At 41.3% G+C, this 21343-nt stretch carries 21 protein-coding genes; 5 read left to right on the top strand and 16 right to left on the bottom strand.

Features of this window, described 5'->3' with window-relative positions; genetic code table 11:
• Positions 1–33 precede the first annotated feature (33 nt).
• Together L3V41_RS17635 and fusA are read left to right on the top strand one after the other, a co-directional pair.
• Positions 34–762, top strand: a complete 729-nt coding sequence (locus tag L3V41_RS17635; protein ID WP_237128198.1) for a response regulator — start codon at positions 34–36, stop codon at positions 760–762.
• Between the two features lie 210 nt (positions 763–972).
• Positions 973–3060, top strand: a complete 2088-nt coding sequence (gene fusA, locus L3V41_RS17630) for an elongation factor G (RefSeq protein WP_062567513.1) — start codon at positions 973–975, stop codon at positions 3058–3060.
• Between the two features lie 76 nt (positions 3061–3136).
• Here the strand turns inward: fusA and hemB are convergent, their stop codons facing one another.
• From hemB to L3V41_RS17575, 11 genes are all read right to left on the bottom strand, one after another.
• Complete coding sequence (gene hemB / locus L3V41_RS17625) at positions 3137–4150, bottom strand: porphobilinogen synthase (protein ID WP_062567514.1); 1014 nt, start codon at positions 4148–4150, stop codon at positions 3137–3139.
• A gap of 12 nt (positions 4151–4162) precedes the next feature.
• Positions 4163–6010, bottom strand: a complete 1848-nt coding sequence (locus L3V41_RS17620) for a diguanylate cyclase (RefSeq protein WP_237128197.1) — start codon at positions 6008–6010, stop codon at positions 4163–4165.
• Between the two features lies 1 nt (position 6011).
• Positions 6012–6794, bottom strand: coding sequence for a TatD family hydrolase (locus L3V41_RS17615; RefSeq protein ID WP_062567516.1), 783 nt, complete (start codon positions 6792–6794; stop codon positions 6012–6014).
• A complete protein-coding gene (locus L3V41_RS17610; RefSeq protein ID WP_062567517.1) occupies positions 6794–7330 on the bottom strand; it encodes a hypothetical protein in 537 nt (178 codons plus the stop codon). Before L3V41_RS17610 ends, L3V41_RS17615 begins: the two co-directional genes overlap by 1 nt.
• 1 nt (position 7331) lies before the next feature.
• Complete coding sequence (gene tatC, locus L3V41_RS17605; protein ID WP_062567518.1) at positions 7332–8072, bottom strand: twin-arginine translocase subunit TatC; 741 nt, start codon at positions 8070–8072, stop codon at positions 7332–7334.
• Between the two features lie 50 nt (positions 8073–8122).
• Positions 8123–8455, bottom strand: coding sequence for a Sec-independent protein translocase protein TatB (gene tatB / locus L3V41_RS17600; protein ID WP_062567519.1), 333 nt, complete (start codon positions 8453–8455; stop codon positions 8123–8125).
• 5 nt (positions 8456–8460) lie between these two features.
• A complete protein-coding gene (tatA, locus tag L3V41_RS17595; protein WP_062567520.1) occupies positions 8461–8703 on the bottom strand; it encodes a Sec-independent protein translocase subunit TatA in 243 nt (80 codons plus the stop codon).
• Positions 8704–8781: 78 nt separating this feature from the next.
• Positions 8782–10383 carry a ubiquinone biosynthesis regulatory protein kinase UbiB gene (ubiB, locus tag L3V41_RS17590; protein WP_062567521.1) on the bottom strand — a complete coding sequence of 534 codons (1602 nt, stop codon included), beginning with the start codon at positions 10381–10383 and terminating at the stop codon, positions 8782–8784.
• A 17-nt stretch (positions 10384–10400) separates the two neighbouring features.
• Positions 10401–11006 (bottom strand): SCP2 sterol-binding domain-containing protein, encoded by a 606-nt coding sequence (locus L3V41_RS17585; protein ID WP_062567522.1) that lies wholly within the window; start codon positions 11004–11006, stop codon positions 10401–10403.
• A gap of 12 nt (positions 11007–11018) precedes the next feature.
• A complete protein-coding gene (gene ubiE / locus L3V41_RS17580; RefSeq protein ID WP_062567523.1) occupies positions 11019–11774 on the bottom strand; it encodes a bifunctional demethylmenaquinone methyltransferase/2-methoxy-6-polyprenyl-1,4-benzoquinol methylase UbiE in 756 nt (251 codons plus the stop codon).
• 114 nt (positions 11775–11888) lie between these two features.
• Positions 11889–12875, bottom strand: a complete 987-nt coding sequence (locus L3V41_RS17575; protein WP_062567552.1) for a GGDEF domain-containing protein — start codon at positions 12873–12875, stop codon at positions 11889–11891.
• 401 nt (positions 12876–13276) lie between these two features.
• Here L3V41_RS17575 and L3V41_RS17570 point away from each other — a divergent pair, with 401 nt between their 5' ends.
• Entirely contained in the window at positions 13277–15052 is a 1776-nt protein-coding gene (locus L3V41_RS17570; protein ID WP_062567524.1) for a DUF885 domain-containing protein, read from the top strand.
• A gap of 111 nt (positions 15053–15163) precedes the next feature.
• Positions 15164–16645 (top strand): FMN-binding glutamate synthase family protein, encoded by a 1482-nt coding sequence (locus L3V41_RS17565; protein ID WP_062567525.1) that lies wholly within the window; start codon positions 15164–15166, stop codon positions 16643–16645.
• A 28-nt stretch (positions 16646–16673) separates the two neighbouring features.
• Here the strand turns inward: L3V41_RS17565 and mtnK are convergent, their stop codons facing one another.
• On the bottom strand, positions 16674–17891 hold the full coding sequence (gene mtnK, locus L3V41_RS17560; protein ID WP_062567526.1) for an S-methyl-5-thioribose kinase: 1218 nt from the start codon (positions 17889–17891) through the stop codon (positions 16674–16676).
• Positions 17892–18023: 132 nt separating this feature from the next.
• On the opposite strand from mtnK, the gene mtnA reads away from it, so the two are divergent.
• Complete coding sequence (gene mtnA / locus L3V41_RS17555; RefSeq protein ID WP_237128195.1) at positions 18024–19049, top strand: S-methyl-5-thioribose-1-phosphate isomerase; 1026 nt, start codon at positions 18024–18026, stop codon at positions 19047–19049.
• A gap of 31 nt (positions 19050–19080) precedes the next feature.
• Here the strand turns inward: mtnA and L3V41_RS17550 are convergent, their stop codons facing one another.
• The 4 genes from L3V41_RS17550 to L3V41_RS17535 are packed head-to-tail and all read right to left on the bottom strand — an operon-like array spanning position 19081 to position 21284.
• Positions 19081–19431 carry a gamma-glutamylcyclotransferase family protein gene (locus L3V41_RS17550; protein ID WP_193987986.1) on the bottom strand — a complete coding sequence of 117 codons (351 nt, stop codon included), beginning with the start codon at positions 19429–19431 and terminating at the stop codon, positions 19081–19083.
• Between the two features lies 1 nt (position 19432).
• Complete coding sequence (locus L3V41_RS17545; protein WP_062567529.1) at positions 19433–19975, bottom strand: acireductone dioxygenase; 543 nt, start codon at positions 19973–19975, stop codon at positions 19433–19435.
• Positions 19972–20658 (bottom strand): acireductone synthase, encoded by a 687-nt coding sequence (gene mtnC / locus L3V41_RS17540; protein WP_062567530.1) that lies wholly within the window; start codon positions 20656–20658, stop codon positions 19972–19974. Before mtnC ends, L3V41_RS17545 begins: the two co-directional genes overlap by 4 nt.
• Positions 20655–21284 (bottom strand): methylthioribulose 1-phosphate dehydratase, encoded by a 630-nt coding sequence (locus tag L3V41_RS17535; RefSeq protein WP_062567531.1) that lies wholly within the window; start codon positions 21282–21284, stop codon positions 20655–20657. The genes mtnC and L3V41_RS17535 overlap by 4 nt, the downstream gene beginning before the upstream one ends.
• Between the last annotated feature and the right edge of the window lie 59 nt (positions 21285–21343).

The following is a 21343-nucleotide window of genomic DNA, read 5'->3' as shown; positions in this document are numbered from 1 at the left end:
AAATGATCAGCCTATAAATAAAAGGTAAAGAAGATGACTTATTCGGTTGTCATAGTTGAAGATGAAGTCGAGGTTGCACAGCTGTTAGCGCAATATCTATTACTTCCTCATGGTATTGCAGGTCAACAAGGAGCGCGTCAAACATTACGCCAAGGGCAATATCAAGTGGTGGGTATTGCCGGTAATTTAGCGACAGCCAAAGCATTATTACAAGCAGTTGATGCAGATTTAATTCTGCTTGATATCCACCTTCCTGACGGTAATGGTCTTGAGCTGTTAAATGAGTTGCGTCGTAATGAGCTTAAAAGTGAAGTGATGCTGTTAACTGCGGCAAAAGAAGTCGAAACATTGGAAAAAGCCATGCAACTTGGTGCATGCGATTTTTTAGTTAAACCACTTATGCTTAATCGTTTAGATCAAGCTTTAGCGCGCTTTGAAGCAAGACAGCAATGTTTGTCAGATGCAAATGAAGTCACACAATCTATGGTTGATACCCTTTTTGGTTCACAAGAGCAGCAAAAAGCGCCTGTTAGATTACCTAAAGGTGTCGATCAGCTTACTTTGCAAAAAATTCTAAAAGCATTTGAAGCGAACCTAGGAACGGATTTTACTGCCCAGCAGATGGGTGATTTAGTTGGGGTAAGTCGCTCAACGGCTCGTCGATACCTTGAATATTTACTGGAAGCAGAAAAAGTCAGTGCTGATCAAAGCTATGGCAGCATTGGTAGACCTGAACGCTGTTATAAAATGCTTACCAGTTAGATAGCGGTGTTTTATTAGTGTGTTCGCGGATTTTATGTGATTTTTACAGCGTAAAATTATTTCAAGCTACTTTAAAAAGTACCACTTATCTTTAGCATAGAAAAATTTTATAAAATTGATTGCATTTTAAGCGACTTCGATGGTGATGTTCGCTTTAAGTAATGCTATACTCCCGCCGAATAATTTTTCGACTTTATTAAGAGTAAAATAATGGCAGATTTATCGAAGTACAGAAATATTGGTATTTTCGCCCACGTTGACGCGGGTAAAACTACCACCACTGAGCGTATCCTTAAGCTTACGGGTAAAATTCATAAGACTGGTGAGGTACACGACGGTGAGTCTACTACTGACTTCATGGAACAAGAAGCTGAGCGTGGTATTACAATCCAATCAGCAGCTGTAACTTGTGAGTGGAAAGGCCACCGCTTAAACGTTATCGATACTCCGGGACACGTTGACTTCACAGTAGAAGTATACCGTTCACTTAAAGTACTAGACGGTGGTATCGGTGTATTCTGTGGTTCTGGTGGTGTTGAGCCGCAGTCAGAAACTAACTGGCGTTATGCGAACGAATCAGAAGTTGCACGTGTTATCTTCGTAAACAAACTAGACCGTATGGGTGCTGACTTCTACCGCGTTGTAGGTCAAGTTGAGAAAGTACTTGGTGCTAACCCACTAGTGATGACTTTACCAATCGGTATCGAAGACCAATTCTGCGGCGTTGTAGACGTACTTGAGAAAAAAGCATACGTTTGGGATGACACTGGTCTTCCTGAAAACTATGAAGTACAAGACGTTCCTGCTGACATGGTAGACAAAGTTGATGAATACCATGAAATGCTTGTTGAGTCTGCTGTTGAGCAAGACGAAGACCTAATGATGGCGTACATGGAAGGTGAAGAGCCTTCTTTAGAAGACATCAAACGTTGTATTCGTAAAGGTACTCGTGACCTTGCGTTCTTCCCAACGTTCTGTGGTTCTGCATTCAAAAACAAAGGTATGCAATTAGTACTTGATGCTGTTGTAGATTACCTACCTTCGCCTACAGAAGTTGATCCACAGCCTCTAACTGATCCTGAAACAGGTGAGCCTACTGGTGAAGTTGCTACAGTTTCTGCTGATGAGCCACTTAAAGCGCTTGCGTTCAAAATCATGGACGACCGTTTCGGTGCACTTACGTTCATCCGTATCTACGCTGGTCGCATGAAAAAAGGTGACACAGTACTTAACTCAGCAACAGGTAAAACTGAGCGTATCGGCCGTATGGTTGAGATGCAAGCTGATGACCGCAACGAGATCTCTGAAGCACAAGCGGGTGATATCATCGCTGTTGTTGGTATGAAGAACGTTCAAACTGGTCACACTCTTTGTGATCCTAAGCACGAATGTACACTTGAAGCGATGATCTTCCCTGATCCAGTAATCTCAATCGCTGTTGCACCTAAAGATAAAGGTGGTAACGAGAAGATGGGTATTGCGATCGGTAAGATGGTTGCAGAAGATCCTTCATTCCAAGTTGAAACTGACGAAGATTCAGGCGAAACCATCCTTAAAGGTATGGGTGAGCTTCACTTAGATATCAAAGTAGATATCCTTAAGCGTACTTACGGTGTTGAGCTAGTTGTTGGTCAACCTCAGGTTGCTTACCGTGAAACTATCACGAAAGAAATCGAAGATAGCTACACGCATAAGAAACAATCAGGTGGTTCTGGTCAATTCGGTAAGATTGATTACCGCATCAAGCCAGGTGAGCCTAACTCAGGTTTCACATTCACATCTTCAGTTGTTGGTGGTAACGTTCCTAAGGAATTCTGGCCTGCAGTTGAGAAAGGCTTCAAGTCTATGATGGAAGAAGGTGTTCTAGCTGGCTTCCCAGTATTAGACGTTGAAGTTGAGCTTTTCGATGGTGCTTTCCACGCAGTTGACTCATCAGCAATCGCGTTCGAAATCGCTGCTAAAGGCGCGTTCCGTCAGTCTATCCCTAAAGCGGGTGCACAACTTCTTGAGCCAATCATGAAAGTTGACGTATTCACTCCGGAAGACAACGTGGGTGACGTAATCGGTGACCTTAACCGTCGTCGTGGTATGATCAAAGACCAAGAAGCAGGCGCAATGGGCGTTCGCATCAAGGGTGAAGTACCACTTTCAGAAATGTTCGGTTACATCGGTCACTTACGTACTATCACGTCTGGTCGTGGTCAGTTCTCTATGGAGTTCTCACACTATGCACCATGTCCACAGAACGTAGCTGAAACTGTAATCGCTGCAGAAAAAGAGAAAAAAGCTGCTAAATAATTAGCCTTTTGACCTTTATAAAAAAACCCGCACTCGTTGCGGGTTTTTTGTTTATTAGGTTGCTGATATAAATAACTTACTGGTTATTCTTTAACCATGTTGCTGCTTGCTTGGCAAAGTAAGTCAGAATACCGTCTGCACCCGCTCGTTTAAATGCAAGTAACGATTCCATGATGATTGCCTCTTCAGCAAGCCAGCCGTTGTCGATAGCCGCTTTATGCATCGCATATTCACCACTAACTTGATAAGCAAATGTCGGAACACCGAATTCATCTTTGACGCGGCGAACTACGTCTAAATATGGCATTCCTGGTTTTACCATAACCATGTCTGCACCTTCTTGAAGGTCTAGTGCAACTTCGCGAATTGCTTCGTCTGAGTTGGCAGGGTCCATTTGGTATGTTTTCTTATCTGCACCTTTTAAATTACCCGCAGAACCAACAGCGTCACGGAATGGGCCATAGTAGCTTGAAGCGTATTTCGCAGAGTAAGCCATAATACGTGTGTGGATATGACCTTCAGCTTCGAGTGCTTCACGAATCGCACCAATACGACCATCCATCATGTCTGATGGAGCAACTACATCAGCACCTGCTTCGGCGTGAGATAAGGCTTGTTTTACTAAAATCTCAGTCGTGACATCATTAATGACATAGCCATTTTCATCAATAATCCCGTCTTGTCCATGCACCGTGAAAGGGTCAAGCGCAGCATCGGTGATAACGCCGAGCTCTGGGAATGCTTCTTTGAGTGCGCGTACAGTTCGTTGCGCAAGTGCATCAGGGTTGTAAGCTTCTTCAGCGAGCAGAGATTTTTTATCGCTTGGAGTCACAGGGAAAATAGCAACCGCGGGAATACCTAAATCCACTAGTTCTTTGGCTTCTTCTAGTAATAGGTCAATTGAGAGGCGATCAACACCAGGCATCGATTCAACCGCTTCACGACGGTTTTTACCCTCTAATACAAATACAGGGAAAATAAGGTCATTGACGGTAAGTTGGTTTTCAGCCATTAGGCGACGAGAGAAATCATCACGGCGCATACGGCGCATGCGGGTATAAGGAAAGAGGTCGAGTCCTGATTGGGCCATTCTTTAATGCTCCTAGTCTGGTAGAGGATAACTAACTACACGATTTCGGCCTGATTGCTTGGCATGATAAAGGGCTTTATCGGCATAGTCAGTGAATAAATTTGGGTTATTTATATCTTCAGCAATGGCGCTGTAAACGCCTGCACTTAATGTAAATTTAATCGTTGTTCCGGCGACTATTATATCAGTGTTCTGAGCCGCTTTGCGTATTTGCTCAGCAATTTCTAATGCGCCTCGATGAGGGGTGTTGGGCAACAGCACAACAAATTCTTCCCCACCATATCTTGCTACATCATCAAGAGGACGTTTTAGGTGGTTTTTTATAATATTTGCAGCAGCCTGAATTGTTTGATCCCCTGTTAAATGTCCATAGTTGTCATTAATCGCTTTAAAGTGATCAATATCGAACATTATAATACTTAAGGGGGTTTGCTCGCGTCTCGAGCGGCGTATATCCATCAATAGCTTTTTATCAAAGTAACGACGGTTTTTTGTTTTTGTTAATGCATCTTCCATATTGAGCTGTTCGAGGGCTCGGTTTTTCTCTTCAAGCTCTCTTAATGTTACTTGCAGCTCAAATGTACGTTCTTCAATGTTGCTTTCTAAGTCTTGCCTCGCTTGCTCTTGTATCGCTAAACGCTCACGCATGAGGGTGTCTTGGGCTTTACTTTCGGCAAGGGCATTTTGTTGAGCACTTACTTCAGCGTCTCGCTGCATTAAAAACATTTTTATCACGGCGTAACTCAAACTAAGGCTACATATTAAGAAGCACACAAAGGTGAGTGATAACACGCCAATGTTTAAATCAAAGGGATTAAATACACCTAAGGCACTGTAAATAATGGCACAGAAAAAAGCGCTGATTGCAATCAAGTAAGCGATAGAAGGCTGCGTGTACTGATAATTATAGTGTTTAACTGATATGGCAGCAATTAAGCTAAGAAAAATGGGTAAACTTAATAAACATAGCGACAGAGCGATATGAACGGGTACAAACCACGTGAACAGGGTGAGTAGCATTATTGCATACCCTAACCCATGTATAAGCCGACGCTTAGCTGGACCAAAAATAGCCTGTTGCAGTGGTGCAAATAAAGCGCTACTTATAAACAGCAAGCTAGGAATAGCGAGTTGCTGGAATGAGATGCCATCAGGCTGTAAGTAGCGATAACCATAGCCGTATAAGTAAGCGAGTGTGAGCCAAAGCAAAGTGAGTAATATGCCTGTATAAGCAAAATAATGTCGCCTAGAAAACCCATATAAAACAAAGCTTGTTATGGCGAGCGACAAGATAAAACCAACCAGCAAACCATACAGTAAGTTAAACTTCGTTTTATGTTTTAGATACTCGTTTGGTGACCATAAACTTAAAGGGATACGCAGTCCTGCATCATTCTTTACTTGTAAATAGACCGTAGTATGACTTGCTTTAGGGAGTGTGAGCGATACTAGCAAAGACTCACTCTTTATTTGCCGATTAGCAAGCGGTAATGCATCGCCTATCTTTGTGACAAAAATAGTTTTAGTGCCTTGAGTATGCAGTACATTAACTTCATCTAAGAGGGGGTTATCAATAGATAAAATAACGGGTATATCTGTAAGGGAAGTATTATTTATTGCGAGTTTTACCCAGACAGGAGTTAAGTTCATACCTAAATTAAGGGATGTTCCATCACTGTCTAGCCACTCTATTTGATTGTTATTAAGAATCTGTTGTTCAGTGCTAGGCGCAAGGGTGTACTCAACATTTAAAAGCTGCTGAGACTTGAAATCAATGCCAACATTAATAGGATTAGCCACTAAATAGGGACTGAATAAAACAACAAAGAGTACGCTACACAGTGACCATAGGCGTGTCATTTTAGCCCCTAATGGAAAATAATTGCTGAAAGTTGAGTGTAGTTTGTTTTGCCACCTCAGTAAATTCGCAGCCTTTTAAATCAGCAATTTGCTGACAGATATAGGTTAAATAACTAGGTTCATTACGACGCGATTTTGGTTTCGGTTTTATTGTTCTTGGAAGTAAAAAAGGTGCGTCTGTTTCAATCAACAAGCGCTCTAAAGGTATGCTAGGTATTAATGATTGTAATTGCTCTCCTCTGCGCTCATCACACACCCAGCCAGTAACGCCAATATAAAGACCTTTCTCTAAGTAACGTTGTAGTGCAAACTCATCACCAGTAAAGCAGTGAAGCACTCCTTTTACACTATACTCACTAAGTATTGCGAGCATATCCTTGCTTGCATCGCGCTCGTGTAAATAGACTGGCATATTAAGTGTTTCAGCAAGAGCGAGTTGTCTTCTGAATACAGTACGTTGTACATCGCGAGGTGAAAAATCACGGTTATAATCGAGTCCACACTCACCAATAGCAACGACTTCTGGGTGACTTGCTAGTAAGGTTAGCTGCTGTTCTAAAGCTGTATCAGCCGTTTTTGCATCATGGGGATGAATACCTGAGGTGCACAGCAGGGAGTGGCGTTTTGCAAGTTCTAATGATGCTTGGCTGCTCTGTAAATCACAGCCAATCAATAGCATCTGTTTTACTCCGGCTTGAGCTGCACGTTGTAACACTTCATCATGATGCTCATCAAATTGATGATTGCTTAAGTTGACGCCAGCATCAACAAGCTCAATAGTCATTAGTTAGTACGTTTTACGCGAATAGAGCGATTTTGGCCTTTGATTTTCAATAAGAAAGAGTTGAAAACACCACGTTCAATTATCACTGTGTCATTTGCTTTTAAGCGCATACGATCAGAGCCTACTTGACGCCATTGCTGACCGTTATCAAGCTCAATAATGAGTTCACCATAAGCAGCCTGTTCAACACTTTTAACAACCGCGCTGATTTCGTCATCGTTCTCTTTTGTGACTTCTTTGTGCTCTAAACCAAAGTTGTCATTTTTCGCTTGGATAGGTTGTTGAGTAGGTGCTGCCGCTACAACCGCTTTAGTATCCGTAGCAGAAGAGCTGGTTGCGGCAGGTTTTTCTAGCTGTTTTTTGGCTGCAGGCTTTGTTAGTGATTTACCTGCCATGATGTTGTCGTAGCAAAGTAAACGATTAAAATCATTTTCAACGAAAGTGCAGGCTTGAAGTGCTTGGATATTTACTTCGTTAGCGTGCGCAGTGCCAGTAATCGTGAAAAGTGCAACGATGGGAATGAGTTGTTTTTTCATTTTATTCCTCTGATTCCTGTTGAGGCTTAGCAGTGTAAAATGCAGCCAAAATTAAGCCTAGTTCGAATAATAGCAGCATAGGTAATGCTAGTAATGTTTGTGACAGTACGTCTGGCGGTGTTAAGAACATGGCAATCACGAATACACCAACCACAATATAAGGCCGTTTTTCTTTTAAACTTTTTGTTGTTGTTGCGCCACTCCAACATAACAGCATAATAGCCACCGGTATTTCAAACGCAATGCCGAATGCAAAAAACAGTTTTAAAGCAAAGCCTAAATAGCTACTAATATCAGGCGCTAATGTCATCATATCAGGGCCCGTGCTAGTAAAAAATCCTAAAATAATAGGCAACACCACAAAGTAACAAAATGCGATTCCACTATAAAATAGCAAAATGCTAGAGGCTAGAATAGGCATGAGCATACGCTTTTCATGTTGATATAAGCCCGGTGCTATAAAACTCCAAACTTGATGCAATATCATTGGGATAGCAGCAAATAACGCAACAAATAAAGTGAGTTTAAACGGTGCAAAAAACGGTGATGTTACATCCGTTGCGATCATGGTGGCTGTGCTAGGCAAATTTGCGATTAATGGTGCTGCAATAAAATCATAAATATCGTTGGCAAAATACACCAAGCCGATAAATATTAGCAAAATGCTTAACAACGCTTTCATGAGTCGATTTCGTAACTCAATTAAGTGGCCAACAAAGCCTGTATGAGCTTGCTCGGTCATAGTTTATTATTCATCTTCATTATCATTGACCACAAAAGCAGAAATTAAATTCACTTTTTTTCATCATTATTCTTCGTTTCTAGTTGTTCGGATGTACGTTTCTTGTAACTGTGAGTTACTGATTGGGCTGCTTTTTGAAGCTCGTCCACAGAGCTTTTCAATTCAGGAGAAAGCTCCTGTAGGTTTTGTTGCTCTGCTTTTTTCAAGTCTTCATGAAGTTCATGGATACGAAGCTCTTCATTCACCTCAGCTTTGACTGAGTTAGCCACTGACTTTAGTGTTTTTATCCAGCGGTTTACCGTACGAATCGCCACAGGCAAGCGCTCAGGCCCTAAAACAATTAGACCTACTATCATTACAACAACGAGTTCCCACATCCCCATGCTGATTAAACCTTATGGTCGTCTTTGCTTTTCTCTGTGGTTTCTTTGTTTTGCGTAGTATTCGACGTTTGCTCTATTTTTTCGTTTTTTGAATTTGCTTGTTCATCATCAGATACTGCTTTTTTGAAGCCTTTAACAGCACTGCCTAAATCACCGCCGATGCCACGTAATTTTTTTGTGCCAAATAATAAAACGATGATTGCTAAAATGATGACTAATTGCCAAATACTGATACCACCAAAACCCATGGGTTACTCCAATTATTGTCAAATTTAATGAATTTACTTGTTTAGATTATACTCGCCAAAACATAAATAGCACTTAGTTTATGCGCTTCGCCATGCAGCAATAAAACCAATAACTGCAAGTGCTGTTGTGATACCAGCAGCAATTAGGTCATCCTGCAAATAACACAGGCCTGATACAATAAAGCAACTCCCCGCAAAAATACTTAAAAGTAAAGGTTTTGACGATGGCTGTGGCGGCAATTGTACAGGTTGTTGATGACGCTTTAAGTTTTGATAGATTAAATCCGGTAACTCGGGCATTTTTTCAGCCCAAAATGGTAGGTTTGCGTACATTTTTTTCATGACAGCCAGCGGGCCCACTTGTTCTTTGACCCAGTCTTCTAAAAATGGTTTAGCGGTTTTCCACAAATCGAGTTGAGGATAAAGTTGCCTACCAAGCCCTTCAACATACAACAGGGTTTTTTGTAGTAACACTAATTGTGGTTGAACCTGCATATTAAAGCGACGAGCTGTGTTGAACAAATTGACCAACACATGGCCAAATGAAATTTCAGCCAATGGTTTATTAAAAATAGGCTCACAGACAGTACGAATTGCAAATTCAAACTCTTCAATACAGGTATCGGCGGGCACCCAGCCTGAATCAACATGCAGCTGTGCAACTTGGCGGTAATCGCGGTTAAAAAAGGCGATAAAGTTTTCTGCAAGATAGCGTTTATCTTCGCGGTTTAAAGTACCCACGATGCCACAGTCAATGCCAATATATTGTGGGTTGTGCGGGTTTTCTCGCGAGACAAAAATATTACCTGGGTGCATATCTGCATGGAAAAAACTGTCACGGAACACTTGTGTAAAAAATACTTCAACGCCTCGCTCAGCGAGTAATTTCATGTTGGTATTTTGTGCAAGTAGTGCCTCTGTATCAGATACAGGAATACCATATATGCGTTCCATAACCAGCACATTACTGCGACTATAGTCACTGTAAACAAAAGGGATATAGAGTGAGTCAGATTCTTCGAAATTACGGCGCAGCTGAATCGCATTTGCACCTTCACGCATTAAATCAAGTTCATCAAGCAGTGTTTTTTTGTATTCGTTTACGACTTCGATAGGACGTAAGCGTTTTGCTTCTTTGAGTAGCTTGGCAACCAGTCTTGCCACTTTTTGCATGAGCATTAAGTCGGCATCAATTTGCTCTTTGATGTTAGGACGGATCACTTTGATCACCACATCTTGTGGCGCACCTTGCTCATCAATTAAGGTGGCAGTATGTACTTGTGCAATGGAAGCGGATGCCAGTGGTGTTTGCGAGAAATCGCTAAATAATTCACTAATATCGTTAATGCCAAGTGCTTTTTCAATCAGCTGTTGAGCAAGCTCACCTTCAAATGGTTCGACTTGATCTTGTAATAACGCTAATTCTAGAGCGACGTCGTGAGGGAGTAAGTCACGACGGGTTGAAAGCATTTGTCCAAATTTAATCCATACAGGGCCAAGTTTTTGTAAGGCTAAACGCAAACGCATCCCTGCAGGTTTATCTTTATGTTGGTTACGCAACCAAAATAAACTGCCGCGGGCTAGTTTGGCAAACCAAGGTACTTTTTTTTGTGGGATGAGCTCATCAAGGCCGTAGCAAAGTAATGTTTTGGTGATGAAGTATAGACGTGTAGTAGACACACAATATCCTTAGCAAACTAGCATGATTTCAATAGAGCATTGACTCGCATCTCCAGTTGAGATACTTGGCTTTTTAATTGACGGTTTTGTTGTTTAAATTCTGCTAATTCAAGCGGGTGGATTGTAACTGCTAGCTCATCTTGGCATAACGTTGTGAGTGTTTTTTCAAGTTTGCCTTTCATTTGCGCGCCACGTGTTTTGAGCGTTTGTAATGAAAGCCATAGTTGTTGAGCCGGCGCGTCGCCAATATAACGTGAGAAATGCTCTGGCCAATCAATATCAAGCTCTGCAAACGCATTACTGAATCCTTGCGCTATATTTAAATCGCCCTGTAAATCTAATTTATCTTGGCGAATTAGCTGAGTCAGCATTGCGGGATTTTTGAGTGTTAAAAGCGTATTTATATCAGCACTGATCATACAATCAAAACTCAGCTCTTCAGTGCTGTATAAATGGATTTGCTCGTTGCTGTAAACGCACAAAATGCGCTGTTGCCAGTCGCGGATCTCTATGAGTAATTGCTTATCGGCAATAGCAGCTAATCTATCCTTTAAAGAGTTATCTAGCTGCAAGACATGATTAACAACTCGTTCTACCAGTGATAATAGAGCATTTGCTAACATAATTTATGCCTTTTAGTACTTAAAGCCGCGGTGCAGGGCGACAATGCCACCGGTTAGGTTTTGGTAACTCGTTTGCTCAAAGCCTGCGTCTTCCATCATATCTTTGAGTGTTTCTTGATCTGGATGCATGCGAATAGATTCTGCAAGATATTGATATGACTCACTATCATTAGCAACAAGTTGACCCATTTTAGGGAGGATGTTAAACGAGTAGAAGTCGTAAGCTTTGCTGAGAATTTCTTGTTCAGGCTTTGAAAACTCAAGCACTAATAAACGGCCACCAGGCTTAAGAATTCTATACATTGAACGTAGTGCTTTATCTTTATCGGTCACATTACGAAGGCCGAATGCGATAGTGATTAAATCAAAGCTATTGTCAGGGAATGGCAGTGCTTCGGCATTCATTTGCACATATTCAATATTGCCAACGTGGCCTAGGTTTCTTAGCTTTTCACGGCCAACTTTAAGCATTGAAGAGTTAATATCACCAAGAACGACTTGTCCTGTGTCACCAACAAGCTGGCTAAATTTAGCTGTTAAATCACCCGTGCCACCGGCTAGGTCTAATACACGATGACCCTTGCGAACACCTGAACTTGCTATAGTTTGACGTTTCCATAAACGATGAATACCAAACGACATGAGATCATTCATTACATCATATTTTGCTGCAACTGAGTGGAATACATCTGCAACCATCGATGCTTTATCGTTTTCAGCAACGGTTTTATAGCCAAAATGCGTGGTCTTTTCTTGATTCTCGTTCATGATTAATCTCTATCGTGGCAATAAAGTCTAGTGTACTTGATTGTGGCTGTAGGGTGCAATTTGATTATAACTAAATCACCAGATTAGCGATTATTTTTATCATTAAGCGCAGGGTTACTGGCCTGCGATGAAACTGCTTTGGCCCAGAGATTTAGCTTTCGCCGCTGCATGAGATGCTTTGCGGGCAAGGTTGGTAAAGTCACCCTCGTTTTCATATTTGGCAATACCAAGGGCTAAGTGGATTGGAGGTAATTTAGTGCCATTTTTTGAACTAACAAAGCGAAGTTTCTCAACGCCATTACGGACTTTTTCAGCAATGACATTGGCCGTTTCAGGCTCTATGTCGGCAAGTAAGATGGTAAATTCATCTTTGCCTGTACGGCCAGGTAAACCACTTTCAAGTACATATTTTTGTACTTGCTTGGCGACCTTATTCAAAATAACCTCGCCAATGACATCACCGTAATTATCAATAAAATGGTCAAGGTTTTCGATATGAATCGCAATTGCACATATCGCTTTGTTTTGGCCGAGCCATAACTGTGTCTGTTGGTTTAAATAATGACGCTTGTATAAACCTGTTTGCTGATCAGTTATGTGTTGCTTACGTAATTGCGTGAGTTGTTTTTGTGTTTTCTCTTGTAACGACTTGGCTTTGGCTATTTCTTGTTTAAATTGACGATGCTGAGCAAGTAGTTGCTCAGATTGCTTGCTCAGCATTTTTAACGCGTGGCGTGTTTGTTCTTTGTTGTTCTCATCAATTGCATGAACACAATCATTTATATGCTCGGCAAAACGAACAATGTGTTGTTCATTATTATTTGCGCCGCGAGATAAGGAATTAATAACAGAGTCAACGTTGCGAACAATGGCCGTTTTCATTTTGTGGCCTTGCTCAATGAAATCAAAATAAAGCTGTTCTATATAAACTGAATCGATAGAGACTTTTTGGGCTATTGCACGGTCGAGAGTGGCATTGAGTTTAGGATTTACTTGGCTGACGTAAGTGTAAACTACTTGGTAATTTAGCGGCGACGGCGGTAATGCGTGATGTTCTAAAAAGATACACACCTTCGTCATTTTTTCTTGGGCAATTACCATGGAATCATGGAACATCATTTTCAATACCACTAAATACGCATAACAACCATAAAATCATCTCCTCCGTAAGGTTTCTTTTGCTTCCAAGCAATAATCCGCAAATTATATTGATAATTTGTGTTCAATTAATTTGGGTATATCAGTCTACAGTAATCTGTAATGAGTCTATTTAAAAGCAAAATCGCTAACTTTGGAACATAAATTTGTTTCGTTTGGGTTCATTAGTTGATTTTATCGGCAACTTTAACAAGTGTAACTGAAAGCTGTATAAACACTGTGCATTGTTGATTCTGCAATGGTGTTTATTTGACCGTACTTTAGGTGAGCTTGGTCGCATTTGTTTGGGTTTTTTTACATGCTACGTTACTTTATCGATAAAGATTAAAATGAATAAGAAGCCCATGAGACAAACCCTATCTAGAACATTAAATCATTCACTGATTGCTGTTGCACTCGCCTGTACCTTAAGCGCATGTCAAATAACAAAAGTGGATGCTGATCAGCAGTTTACTCAAGTTGCGCAACACATTGTTGATTATCGAGCGAGTATTAATCCATATGGTAAGGCCGAAGGTGTTGATGGTTATTTATTAGAGAACCTTTCAGCCTCATTTCTTGAGAAAAAATATCAAAAAAATACTGAATTTCTTGCTGAGCTAGATGCAATTGACCGCGATAAGCTGTCGGAAGAAAATCGCATAAATTTAACGATTTTACGTGGGCAAGTACAAAATAGTGTCGATGAATATGTCTTTAATACGCATTATATGCCACTGACATCTGAGTATGGTTTTCACTCAAGCTTGTCGTTTATGATTTCAAGCTCAGACTACACAAAAGCAAGTGATTACGAGCTATATCTAGCAAAATTACAGCAAATACCACGCTTTTTTGAACAAAACATTGGTTGGATGCGTAAAGGCCTTGAAGTAGGGTTAACACAGCCCAAGGCGGTTTTAGAAGGGTATCAAGATTCAATTACTGCTTATATTGTTGATGATGCCACTCAGTCTGAGTTCTACAAACCATTTTTAAAAAATACTGCTGGTGTGAGTCATAGCAAATTCGTGAACTTACAACAGCAAGCAAAAAAAATTATCAAACAGCAAGTTATTCCTGCTTATAAAGATTATCTCACCTTCTTTAATGATGAATACCAACCAGGTGCACGCACTGATATTGGTATTTCTAGTACGCCAAACGGTAAAGCATTTTACGAAAACCGTGCAAAGTACTACACCACGACTGATATGACGCCAAAAGAAATCCATGAGTTGGGCCTTAAGGAAGTGGCGCGTATTCGTGCTGAAATGGATGAAATAATCAAAGAGGTAGGCTTTGAAGGTAGTTTTGCTGAATTTGTACATTTCTTGCGTACCGATCCGCAGTTTTATGCAAAAACACCAAAAGAATTATTGAAAGAAGCATCTTATATTGCGAAAAAAATGGATGCACAATTGCCTAAGTTATTCCATACCTTACCAAGAATGCCTTATGGCGTTGCGCCAGTGCCTGAAAGTATTGCTCCTAAGTATACGACCGGACGATACTCGGGTTCGCGTCGTGATGATCAAGCCGGCTACTATTGGGTCAATACGTATGCACTGGATAAGCGTCCACTCTATGTACTCGAAGCGTTAACACTTCATGAAGCTGTGCCTGGTCATCATTTACAAATATCACTCAATGCTGAGCTTGAGTCATTACCAAGTTATCGTCGCAATGCATATTTATCGGCATTTGGTGAAGGTTGGGGGCTTTATTCAGAATTTTTAGGCATAGAAGCTGGCTTTTACCAAGACCCTTACAGTGACTTTGGTCGCCTAACTTACGAAATGTGGCGAGCTGCGCGTTTAGTGGTTGATACTGGCATGCACATGTATGGTTGGAGTCGTGAGCGGGCTATGAAGTTTATGAGTGAAAATACTGCACTGTCATTACATAACGTTAAAACGGAAACCGATCGTTATATTTCTTGGCCAGCGCAGGCGCTCTCTTACAAAATTGGTGAGCTAACAATTAAGCGCTTGCGTCATGAAGCGGAACAAGCACTGGGACAAGATTTTGATGTGCGAGAGTTCCATCATCAAATTTTGCGTCATGGCTCGGTTCCTATGTCTGTACTTGAAGAGCAAATTCAGCTTTATATTAACGCTGAACTTGCAAAAAAAGCGTAACAGACAGAGAGTTTAAAAAAGGCGTGTTTAAAACACGCCTTTTTGTTTATTGCGTGTATTTTAAACTACTTATATGATTTGCAGGAAATCGTCACTACAAAGGGGCCTTGAATGAGTGATTTTATAATTTTCAGTATTGATGTATTTGCCAGCTTATTTATCTTTTTACTTGGAGTTGGATTGCTGGTGATAATCTGTTTTTACATCAGTGATGTAACCCAGTCTAAACATGCTATTCGTCGCAATTATCCTGTGATAGGACGGTTTCGTTATTTTTTTGAGCGCCAAGGCGAGTTCTTTCGTCAGTACTTTTTTGCAATGGACAGGGAAGAGCTTCCTTTTAACCGTGCAGAGCGTAGCTGGGTGTACCGAGCAGCCAAAAATGTGGATCGCACGACCGCATTTGGATCAACACAAAGTTTAGAAACAACAGGCACAGTAATGTTTATGAACTGTGCATTTCCAACGTTGGATGAAGAAGCGCTTGAACCTAGTCATGTCACTTTAGGCCCATATTGTGAGCAGCCCTATTCGACTAATTCGTTATTTAACATTTCGGGCATGAGCTTTGGTGCATTGTCTAAACCTGCTGTGCGAGCATTATCGCGAGGCGCTAAACTGGCTGGTTGTTGGATGAATACGGGGGAGGGGGGATTAAGCCCATATCACCTTGAAGGAGGGGCTGACATTGTATTTCAGATTGGCACAGCTAAATACGGTGTGCGAGATGAACAAGGCAAGCTTAGTCTCGAAAAGCTAAAGTCCATCGCTGAACACGAACAAGTTAAGATGTTTGAAATAAAGATGAGTCAGGGCGCTAAACCAGGTAAAGGTGGCATGTTGCCAGGTCGTAAAGTTACAGCTGAAATTGCCAAAATTCGAGGGATCCCAGAGGGGCATGACTCTATTAGCCCTAATGGTCATCCCGAAATTAAAACACCCGCTCATTTGCTCGATATGATCGCAACCGTGCGCTCTACAACAGGTAAACCTACCGGTTTTAAGGCTGTGATTGGTGAATATGCGTGGCTGGAAACTTTATTTAGTGAAATTAATAATCGCGGGATTGAGTCTGCACCCGACTTCATAACAATCGATAGCGCGGATGGTGGTACAGGTGCGGCACCACAACCTTTAATGGATTCTGTTGGTTTGCCGCTTAAGGAAAGCCTGCCTTTAGTGGTTGATTTACTGAAAAAACATGGCCTGAGAGAGCGTGTTAAAGTGATTGCTTCTGGAAAGTTAATTGTGCCTTCAAAGGTTGCATGGGCACTTGCACTGGGTGCTGATTTTATTGTTTCGGCGCGCGGACATATGTTTTCATTGGGCTGTATTCAAGCACTGCAATGTAATAAAGATACTTGCCCTACTGGCATAACAACGCACAATGAACGCTTACAACGAGGTTTAGATGTAACGGATAAAGCACAGCGCGTCGCTAACTATAATAAATATATTCACTACGGTGCAGGGCTCATTGCTCATTCCTGTGGCGTATCAAGTGCCAGAGAACTTGCTCGTCATCATGTGCGTGTGGTGCAAGAGAATGGCTTATCAGAGCCGCTCGATAAAATGTACGAACATTATCAGTAAAGAACAAAGGCGCTCAATGCGCCTTTATTTAATTTAGTAAGCTGACAAGCAATGAGTAAAACTCATCTTTAGAGGTGCAACTTGTTGCATTGAGCATGAGTTGTTCACCCAGCACTAACGTTTGTTGTTGTACAGCCAGTCGAGCTTGCTCATCTTCTATACCATCAATATCAGCAACATGTGCGAGGCCAATCGTACGGCGAATAAGCTCAGCACCACAATAACCAATCGCGTCACGCAATACATCGTGTAAATAATCTTCGGTAAATGCGTTACTTGCAAAGCTAACATCCGTTGTTTCGCTATTTGCAAGACGTAGCCAATGTTGTTCAAATTGGTTATAGCAATCTTGTAAGCAGGTTAATAAATGTGTTTGATATTGACGGCGCTTTGCAAGCTCAGTAATACGACCATTTTGAGCACAATAGTTTAGTAACAGATTGCCCATAAAAGAACCAATATCGAAGCCAATAGGGCCAAAAAAGCCAAATTCGGGGTCTATCATTTTGGTGCTGTTTGCATCCACAAAAATGCTGCCACTGTGCATGTCACCGTGTAATAAAGTTTGTGGGCTCGATAGGAACTTAGCTTTTAACTTGGCTGCTGCAAGTTTTAGAGCCTGATTATTACGAATACTCTCTACATGACTTTTAAGTTCGATGGGAAAGTTATTTCGCTCATGCTCGATATAGGGATCGGTAAAAAACAAATCTTCTGTAATTTTGCACAAGTCAGGGTTAATAAATTGACTGACTTTGGCCTTTTTATCTTCTGCAGATAAATAAAAATCAGAGTTATAAAAGCTTGTATAGCTTAGATAAAGTGCGACATGACTTGCCAGCTTTGGAAATTGCTCTGCATTGTTTTGTGCACTACGCAATATTTGTAGATGCCCCAAGTCTTCAAGAACCGTTAATGCTAAATCAGCATTGTGATGCAAAATCGCGACGGTATGCTCGGGGCATAATTGACCATGATTGATAAGTACTTCGGCTTCAATACGTGCTCTATCTAATGATAATGGCCACGACTCACCAACACAGCGGGCGTAGGGTAAAGCCTGTTTGAGAATTACGCTGTTACCATCTTGATCTGCGATACGAAAAACAAGGTTTAAATTACCATCACCAAACTCATACGCGTTGAGCTCTGCATTATCAGCGAAAACAGTAATCAACTCTTTTTTGATGATCTCTTTAATATAATCAATAGCATGCTCTGCAGTGAAGGCTATGTAGTTCGCCATGGTTTCATCTCATTGAAAAGTAACTTCAAGCATTCTATACCTTCATGCGTTTAGATGTCCATACATCTAGCTTGTTAGTTGTGAAAACTGCTGTAGAATAGCAATCTGCTAATTAAGTAACTTGGACTTACTATGAAAGACCTCATCGCAAATAGCATCAAATACAAAAGTGGTACTTTAACAGTGCTTGACCAGTATTTACTGCCTCATCAACAACATTGGCATGTATGTCACGATGTTGCAGCAATGAAAGATCTGATTTTAACGTTGAAAATACGTGGAGCACCTTTGATTGGTCTAGGAGCCTGCTTGCTTGTAGCTCATTTGGCTGAGCAAGGCATGAGTAAAGAAGCGCTTGCAGATGCGATTGATGAGTTAGAGTCTACCAGACCAACGGCTGTGAATCTGATGCATTGCATGACCAAGCTGCGAGAGGCTTTAGCAAAAAGTGACTTTGTTGAAGAGATGGTTAAAACAGCAGAGCAGTTATTTAATGAGGATATAGCGCTTTGCGATAGCATGGCTGAACATGGTGCAAACCTTGTATTAAAAGGCGATAACATTCTTACCCATTGTAATACAGGTGCATTAGCTACTGCGGGCATTGGTACTGCACTAGGTGTGATATATAAAGCACAACAACGCCACGGTGATATTCATGTATGGGTTGATGAAACAAGACCTTTATTACAAGGTGGCCGACTTACCGCATTCGAGCTTGAATGTTGGCAAATACCGTACACATTAATTTGCGATAATATGGCTGCAAGTCTAATGGCAGCGGGTAAAGTCGATAAAATCTTTGTTGGGGCAGACCGTATTGCCGCTAATGGGGATTTTGCCAATAAAGTAGGCACCTACAATCTTGCTGTTTTAGCTCACTTTCATAATATCCCATTTTATGTTGTTGCGCCTCTCACTACGTTAGATACAAAAACAGCCTGCGGTGATGATATTGAAATCGAACAGCGCAGCCCCATTGAGGTACGTGGTGTGAGTGGCAGCTTTGGCGAAGCCTTGTGGGCTCCTAATAACGCACAGGTTTATAATCCCGCTTTTGACGTCACGCCGGCTAAGCTAGTAACAGGGTGGGTACTTGATACGGGCGTTTATAATCAAGCAGACATTGCCCGTGGGGCATTAAGGGAGTTAAAATAGCGATTTGGGAAAGCGCTTACTTATAAGCGCTTTACTGGTTTTGAAGGGGGCTTTTCACCACATAAACCCACGCATTTGCTCCACACTGAAACTGCTGTGCAATCCGTTGATAATCATCAACCTCATACTCATCAGCTTGGGCAAGCTCTTGCTTTGTAATTGCGTAAATTGTGCCATTAACTGTGTCGTTTTGATTCCCAGTGTAAAATAGGGCAGGATGAAAACGCTGCCCACTACTTTTTAAAACAGCCGCATCAGTAATTTCAATTTCGCCAATGACATAACCTAATAAGGTAGCTGACTGACCTTCGAGTAAGCGCCCAAAAGTGTCTAGCTGAACTTGCGGGTATTGCAACGTCCCATATGAAAACAACTTTTCCATGTTAATCCAGTAACGGGAAACGTTTAGCGATGGCTGATTCTGTACTTTTAGCAACCCATCCTTCGGTATTATTAAATAAGCGAATTGCTGTAAATTCAGGATTACTGCCCATATCAAACCAATGGGGGGTAAGCTCTGGCACAGAAATCAAGTCACCTTGCTCGCAAAGCACTTGATAGACCTTATCGTTTAAATGTAAGCAAAATAACCCTTGGCCTTTTACAAAAAAGCGCACTTCATCTTCGCTGTGAGTATGTTCAAATAAAAACTTGCTACGTAATTCCGCTGCATTCGGGTTACCTTTAGCCAGTGAAATAACATCGACAGTTTGATAGCCCCCTTCGCTCTTAAGCTGTTCTATATCGTTATCATAGGCAGCTAAAATTGCGTCATGACTGGTGCTTTCATCAATATGCTGAGTTGCTTTCCATTGCTCGAAACGTACCCCTACTGCTTTAAGTTCTTTTGCTATGGCGCTTAAGTCTTCACTATAAAACAATACATCGTCAGCGTTGTTATCATTAAAAATCGTTAATTGACTCATGCTAAAAGCTCCGCGCTAAATGTCGTAAAATCATTAATATATGGGTGCGCGTCACTCACTTGTTGGCCATCACGAACAAGGTGCAAGGTACGAAGACCCGCAGCTTTTGCAGCATTAAGCTCTGCTTCCACATCGCTTAAGAACAACACCTCTGCGGCGTCAAATGGCAACTCTGCAATAATATTCTCGTAAGAGTGCTGCTGTTGCTTAGCGCCAACTTTAGTGTCAAAGTAGTTGCTGAACAAAGGTCTAATATCGCCGTAATCAGAAAACTCAAAAATAAGGTGCTGCGCTTTTACTGAGCCAGAAGAGTACACATACAGGTTTTTTCCTGCTTGTTTTTGAGCTTGCAAGAAATCATAAGCATCAGGGTAAATATGACCTGTAAAATCGCCATTTTCATAACCTGTTTGCCAAATTAAACCCTGTAATTGTTTTAATGGTGTGACTTTTTGGTCTGTTGCAATCCAATGTAGCAAGGTATTTATTACTGTTTCTAAGTCAGCTTCTGGCTGCTCAATGTGCGCTTTGACTGCGCTTATCTGCTCTACAACGTCAGGGTCGTTCTTGTGTGTTTTAATAAACTCAGGGAGTTGCCCTGCAGCATAAGGAAATAACACATCTTTGACAAATGAGATGCGTGTAATCGTTCCTTCAATATCGGTTAAAATTGCTTTGATCATAATTGCACTCCAGCTTGAATGCCCTCTAGTTTTAGACGTTCGAGCTCACAACTGAATAAAAATTCTAGCCCTTCTAAGTGGCGTAAAACTTCTTTAATGTCTCTGCCTACAACGTATAAACCATGACCACGAATAAGCACCGCATGTTCAATTGGTGTGTGCAAGTGATGATCGCTGACTAATAAGCTAAGACGGTCAATATCTTGGTCATTATCAAAAATAGGAATACTAAGTGTATCTAGATGTGATTTTACCCCACTCAAGGCTTTTTGCATTTCGTAGCCATGTAAATGAATGGCATGACCTTTGATTACGCGAGATAATACCGTTGCAGCTACTGAGTGGGTGTGAAGAACAAACTTTGCTGACGGGATCAGCTTATACATGTTCAAGTGAAGCTCTGTTTCTGCGGATGGTTTACCTGAGCCCTTAGTGCGGTTTCCGTTATGATCAAACTCAATAAATGCATGGGTACCAAGTTGGCCTTTATCAAAACCACTGGCGGTGACCACATAACCACTTTCTGTACGAGCTGAGAAGTTACCACCAGTAGCAGGAACCCAACCACGTTGGCTTACCCACTTACCAGCTTCAATTAGTTCTGAAATAGCGGTATTGTTATGCATACATTCCTCGACATTCTAAAAGTTTTTTAGACGGCTATACATCTGTTTTAAGCAATGAT

The organism is Pseudoalteromonas sp. L21 (assembly GCF_021728035.1).
Lineage (GTDB): Bacteria > Pseudomonadota > Gammaproteobacteria > Enterobacterales > Alteromonadaceae > Pseudoalteromonas > Pseudoalteromonas arabiensis.
Note: the sequence above shows the minus strand (reverse complement) of the source record. Positions and strands in the feature narration are given on the sequence as shown.

Coding starts and splice junctions, on each gene's coding strand:
- tatC (WP_062567518.1), bottom strand. CDS start 8,072: ATGACCGAGCAAGCTCATACAGGCTTTGTTGGCCACTTAATTGAGTTA.
- mtnA (WP_237128195.1), top strand. CDS start 18,024: ATGAAAGACCTCATCGCAAATAGCATCAAATACAAAAGTGGTACTTTA.
- L3V41_RS17550 (WP_193987986.1), bottom strand. CDS start 19,431: ATGGAAAAGTTGTTTTCATATGGGACGTTGCAATACCCGCAAGTTCAG.
- fusA (WP_062567513.1), top strand. CDS start 973: ATGGCAGATTTATCGAAGTACAGAAATATTGGTATTTTCGCCCACGTT.
- L3V41_RS17565 (WP_062567525.1), top strand. CDS start 15,164: ATGAGTGATTTTATAATTTTCAGTATTGATGTATTTGCCAGCTTATTT.
- L3V41_RS17535 (WP_062567531.1), bottom strand. CDS start 21,284: ATGCATAACAATACCGCTATTTCAGAACTAATTGAAGCTGGTAAGTGG.
- L3V41_RS17610 (WP_062567517.1), bottom strand. CDS start 7,330: ATGAAAAAACAACTCATTCCCATCGTTGCACTTTTCACGATTACTGGC.
- mtnK (WP_062567526.1), bottom strand. CDS start 17,891: ATGGCGAACTACATAGCCTTCACTGCAGAGCATGCTATTGATTATATT.
- L3V41_RS17575 (WP_062567552.1), bottom strand. CDS start 12,875: ATGGTAATTGCCCAAGAAAAAATGACGAAGGTGTGTATCTTTTTAGAA.
- hemB (WP_062567514.1), bottom strand. CDS start 4,150: ATGGCCCAATCAGGACTCGACCTCTTTCCTTATACCCGCATGCGCCGT.
- L3V41_RS17570 (WP_062567524.1), top strand. CDS start 13,277: ATGAGACAAACCCTATCTAGAACATTAAATCATTCACTGATTGCTGTT.
- L3V41_RS17620 (WP_237128197.1), bottom strand. CDS start 6,010: ATGACACGCCTATGGTCACTGTGTAGCGTACTCTTTGTTGTTTTATTC.
- ubiE (WP_062567523.1), bottom strand. CDS start 11,774: ATGAACGAGAATCAAGAAAAGACCACGCATTTTGGCTATAAAACCGTT.
- tatA (WP_062567520.1), bottom strand. CDS start 8,703: ATGGGTTTTGGTGGTATCAGTATTTGGCAATTAGTCATCATTTTAGCA.
- L3V41_RS17585 (WP_062567522.1), bottom strand. CDS start 11,006: ATGTTAGCAAATGCTCTATTATCACTGGTAGAACGAGTTGTTAATCAT.
- L3V41_RS17635 (WP_237128198.1), top strand. CDS start 34: ATGACTTATTCGGTTGTCATAGTTGAAGATGAAGTCGAGGTTGCACAG.
- L3V41_RS17615 (WP_062567516.1), bottom strand. CDS start 6,794: ATGACTATTGAGCTTGTTGATGCTGGCGTCAACTTAAGCAATCATCAA.
- mtnC (WP_062567530.1), bottom strand. CDS start 20,658: ATGATCAAAGCAATTTTAACCGATATTGAAGGAACGATTACACGCATC.
- tatB (WP_062567519.1), bottom strand. CDS start 8,455: ATGGGGATGTGGGAACTCGTTGTTGTAATGATAGTAGGTCTAATTGTT.
- L3V41_RS17545 (WP_062567529.1), bottom strand. CDS start 19,975: ATGAGTCAATTAACGATTTTTAATGATAACAACGCTGACGATGTATTG.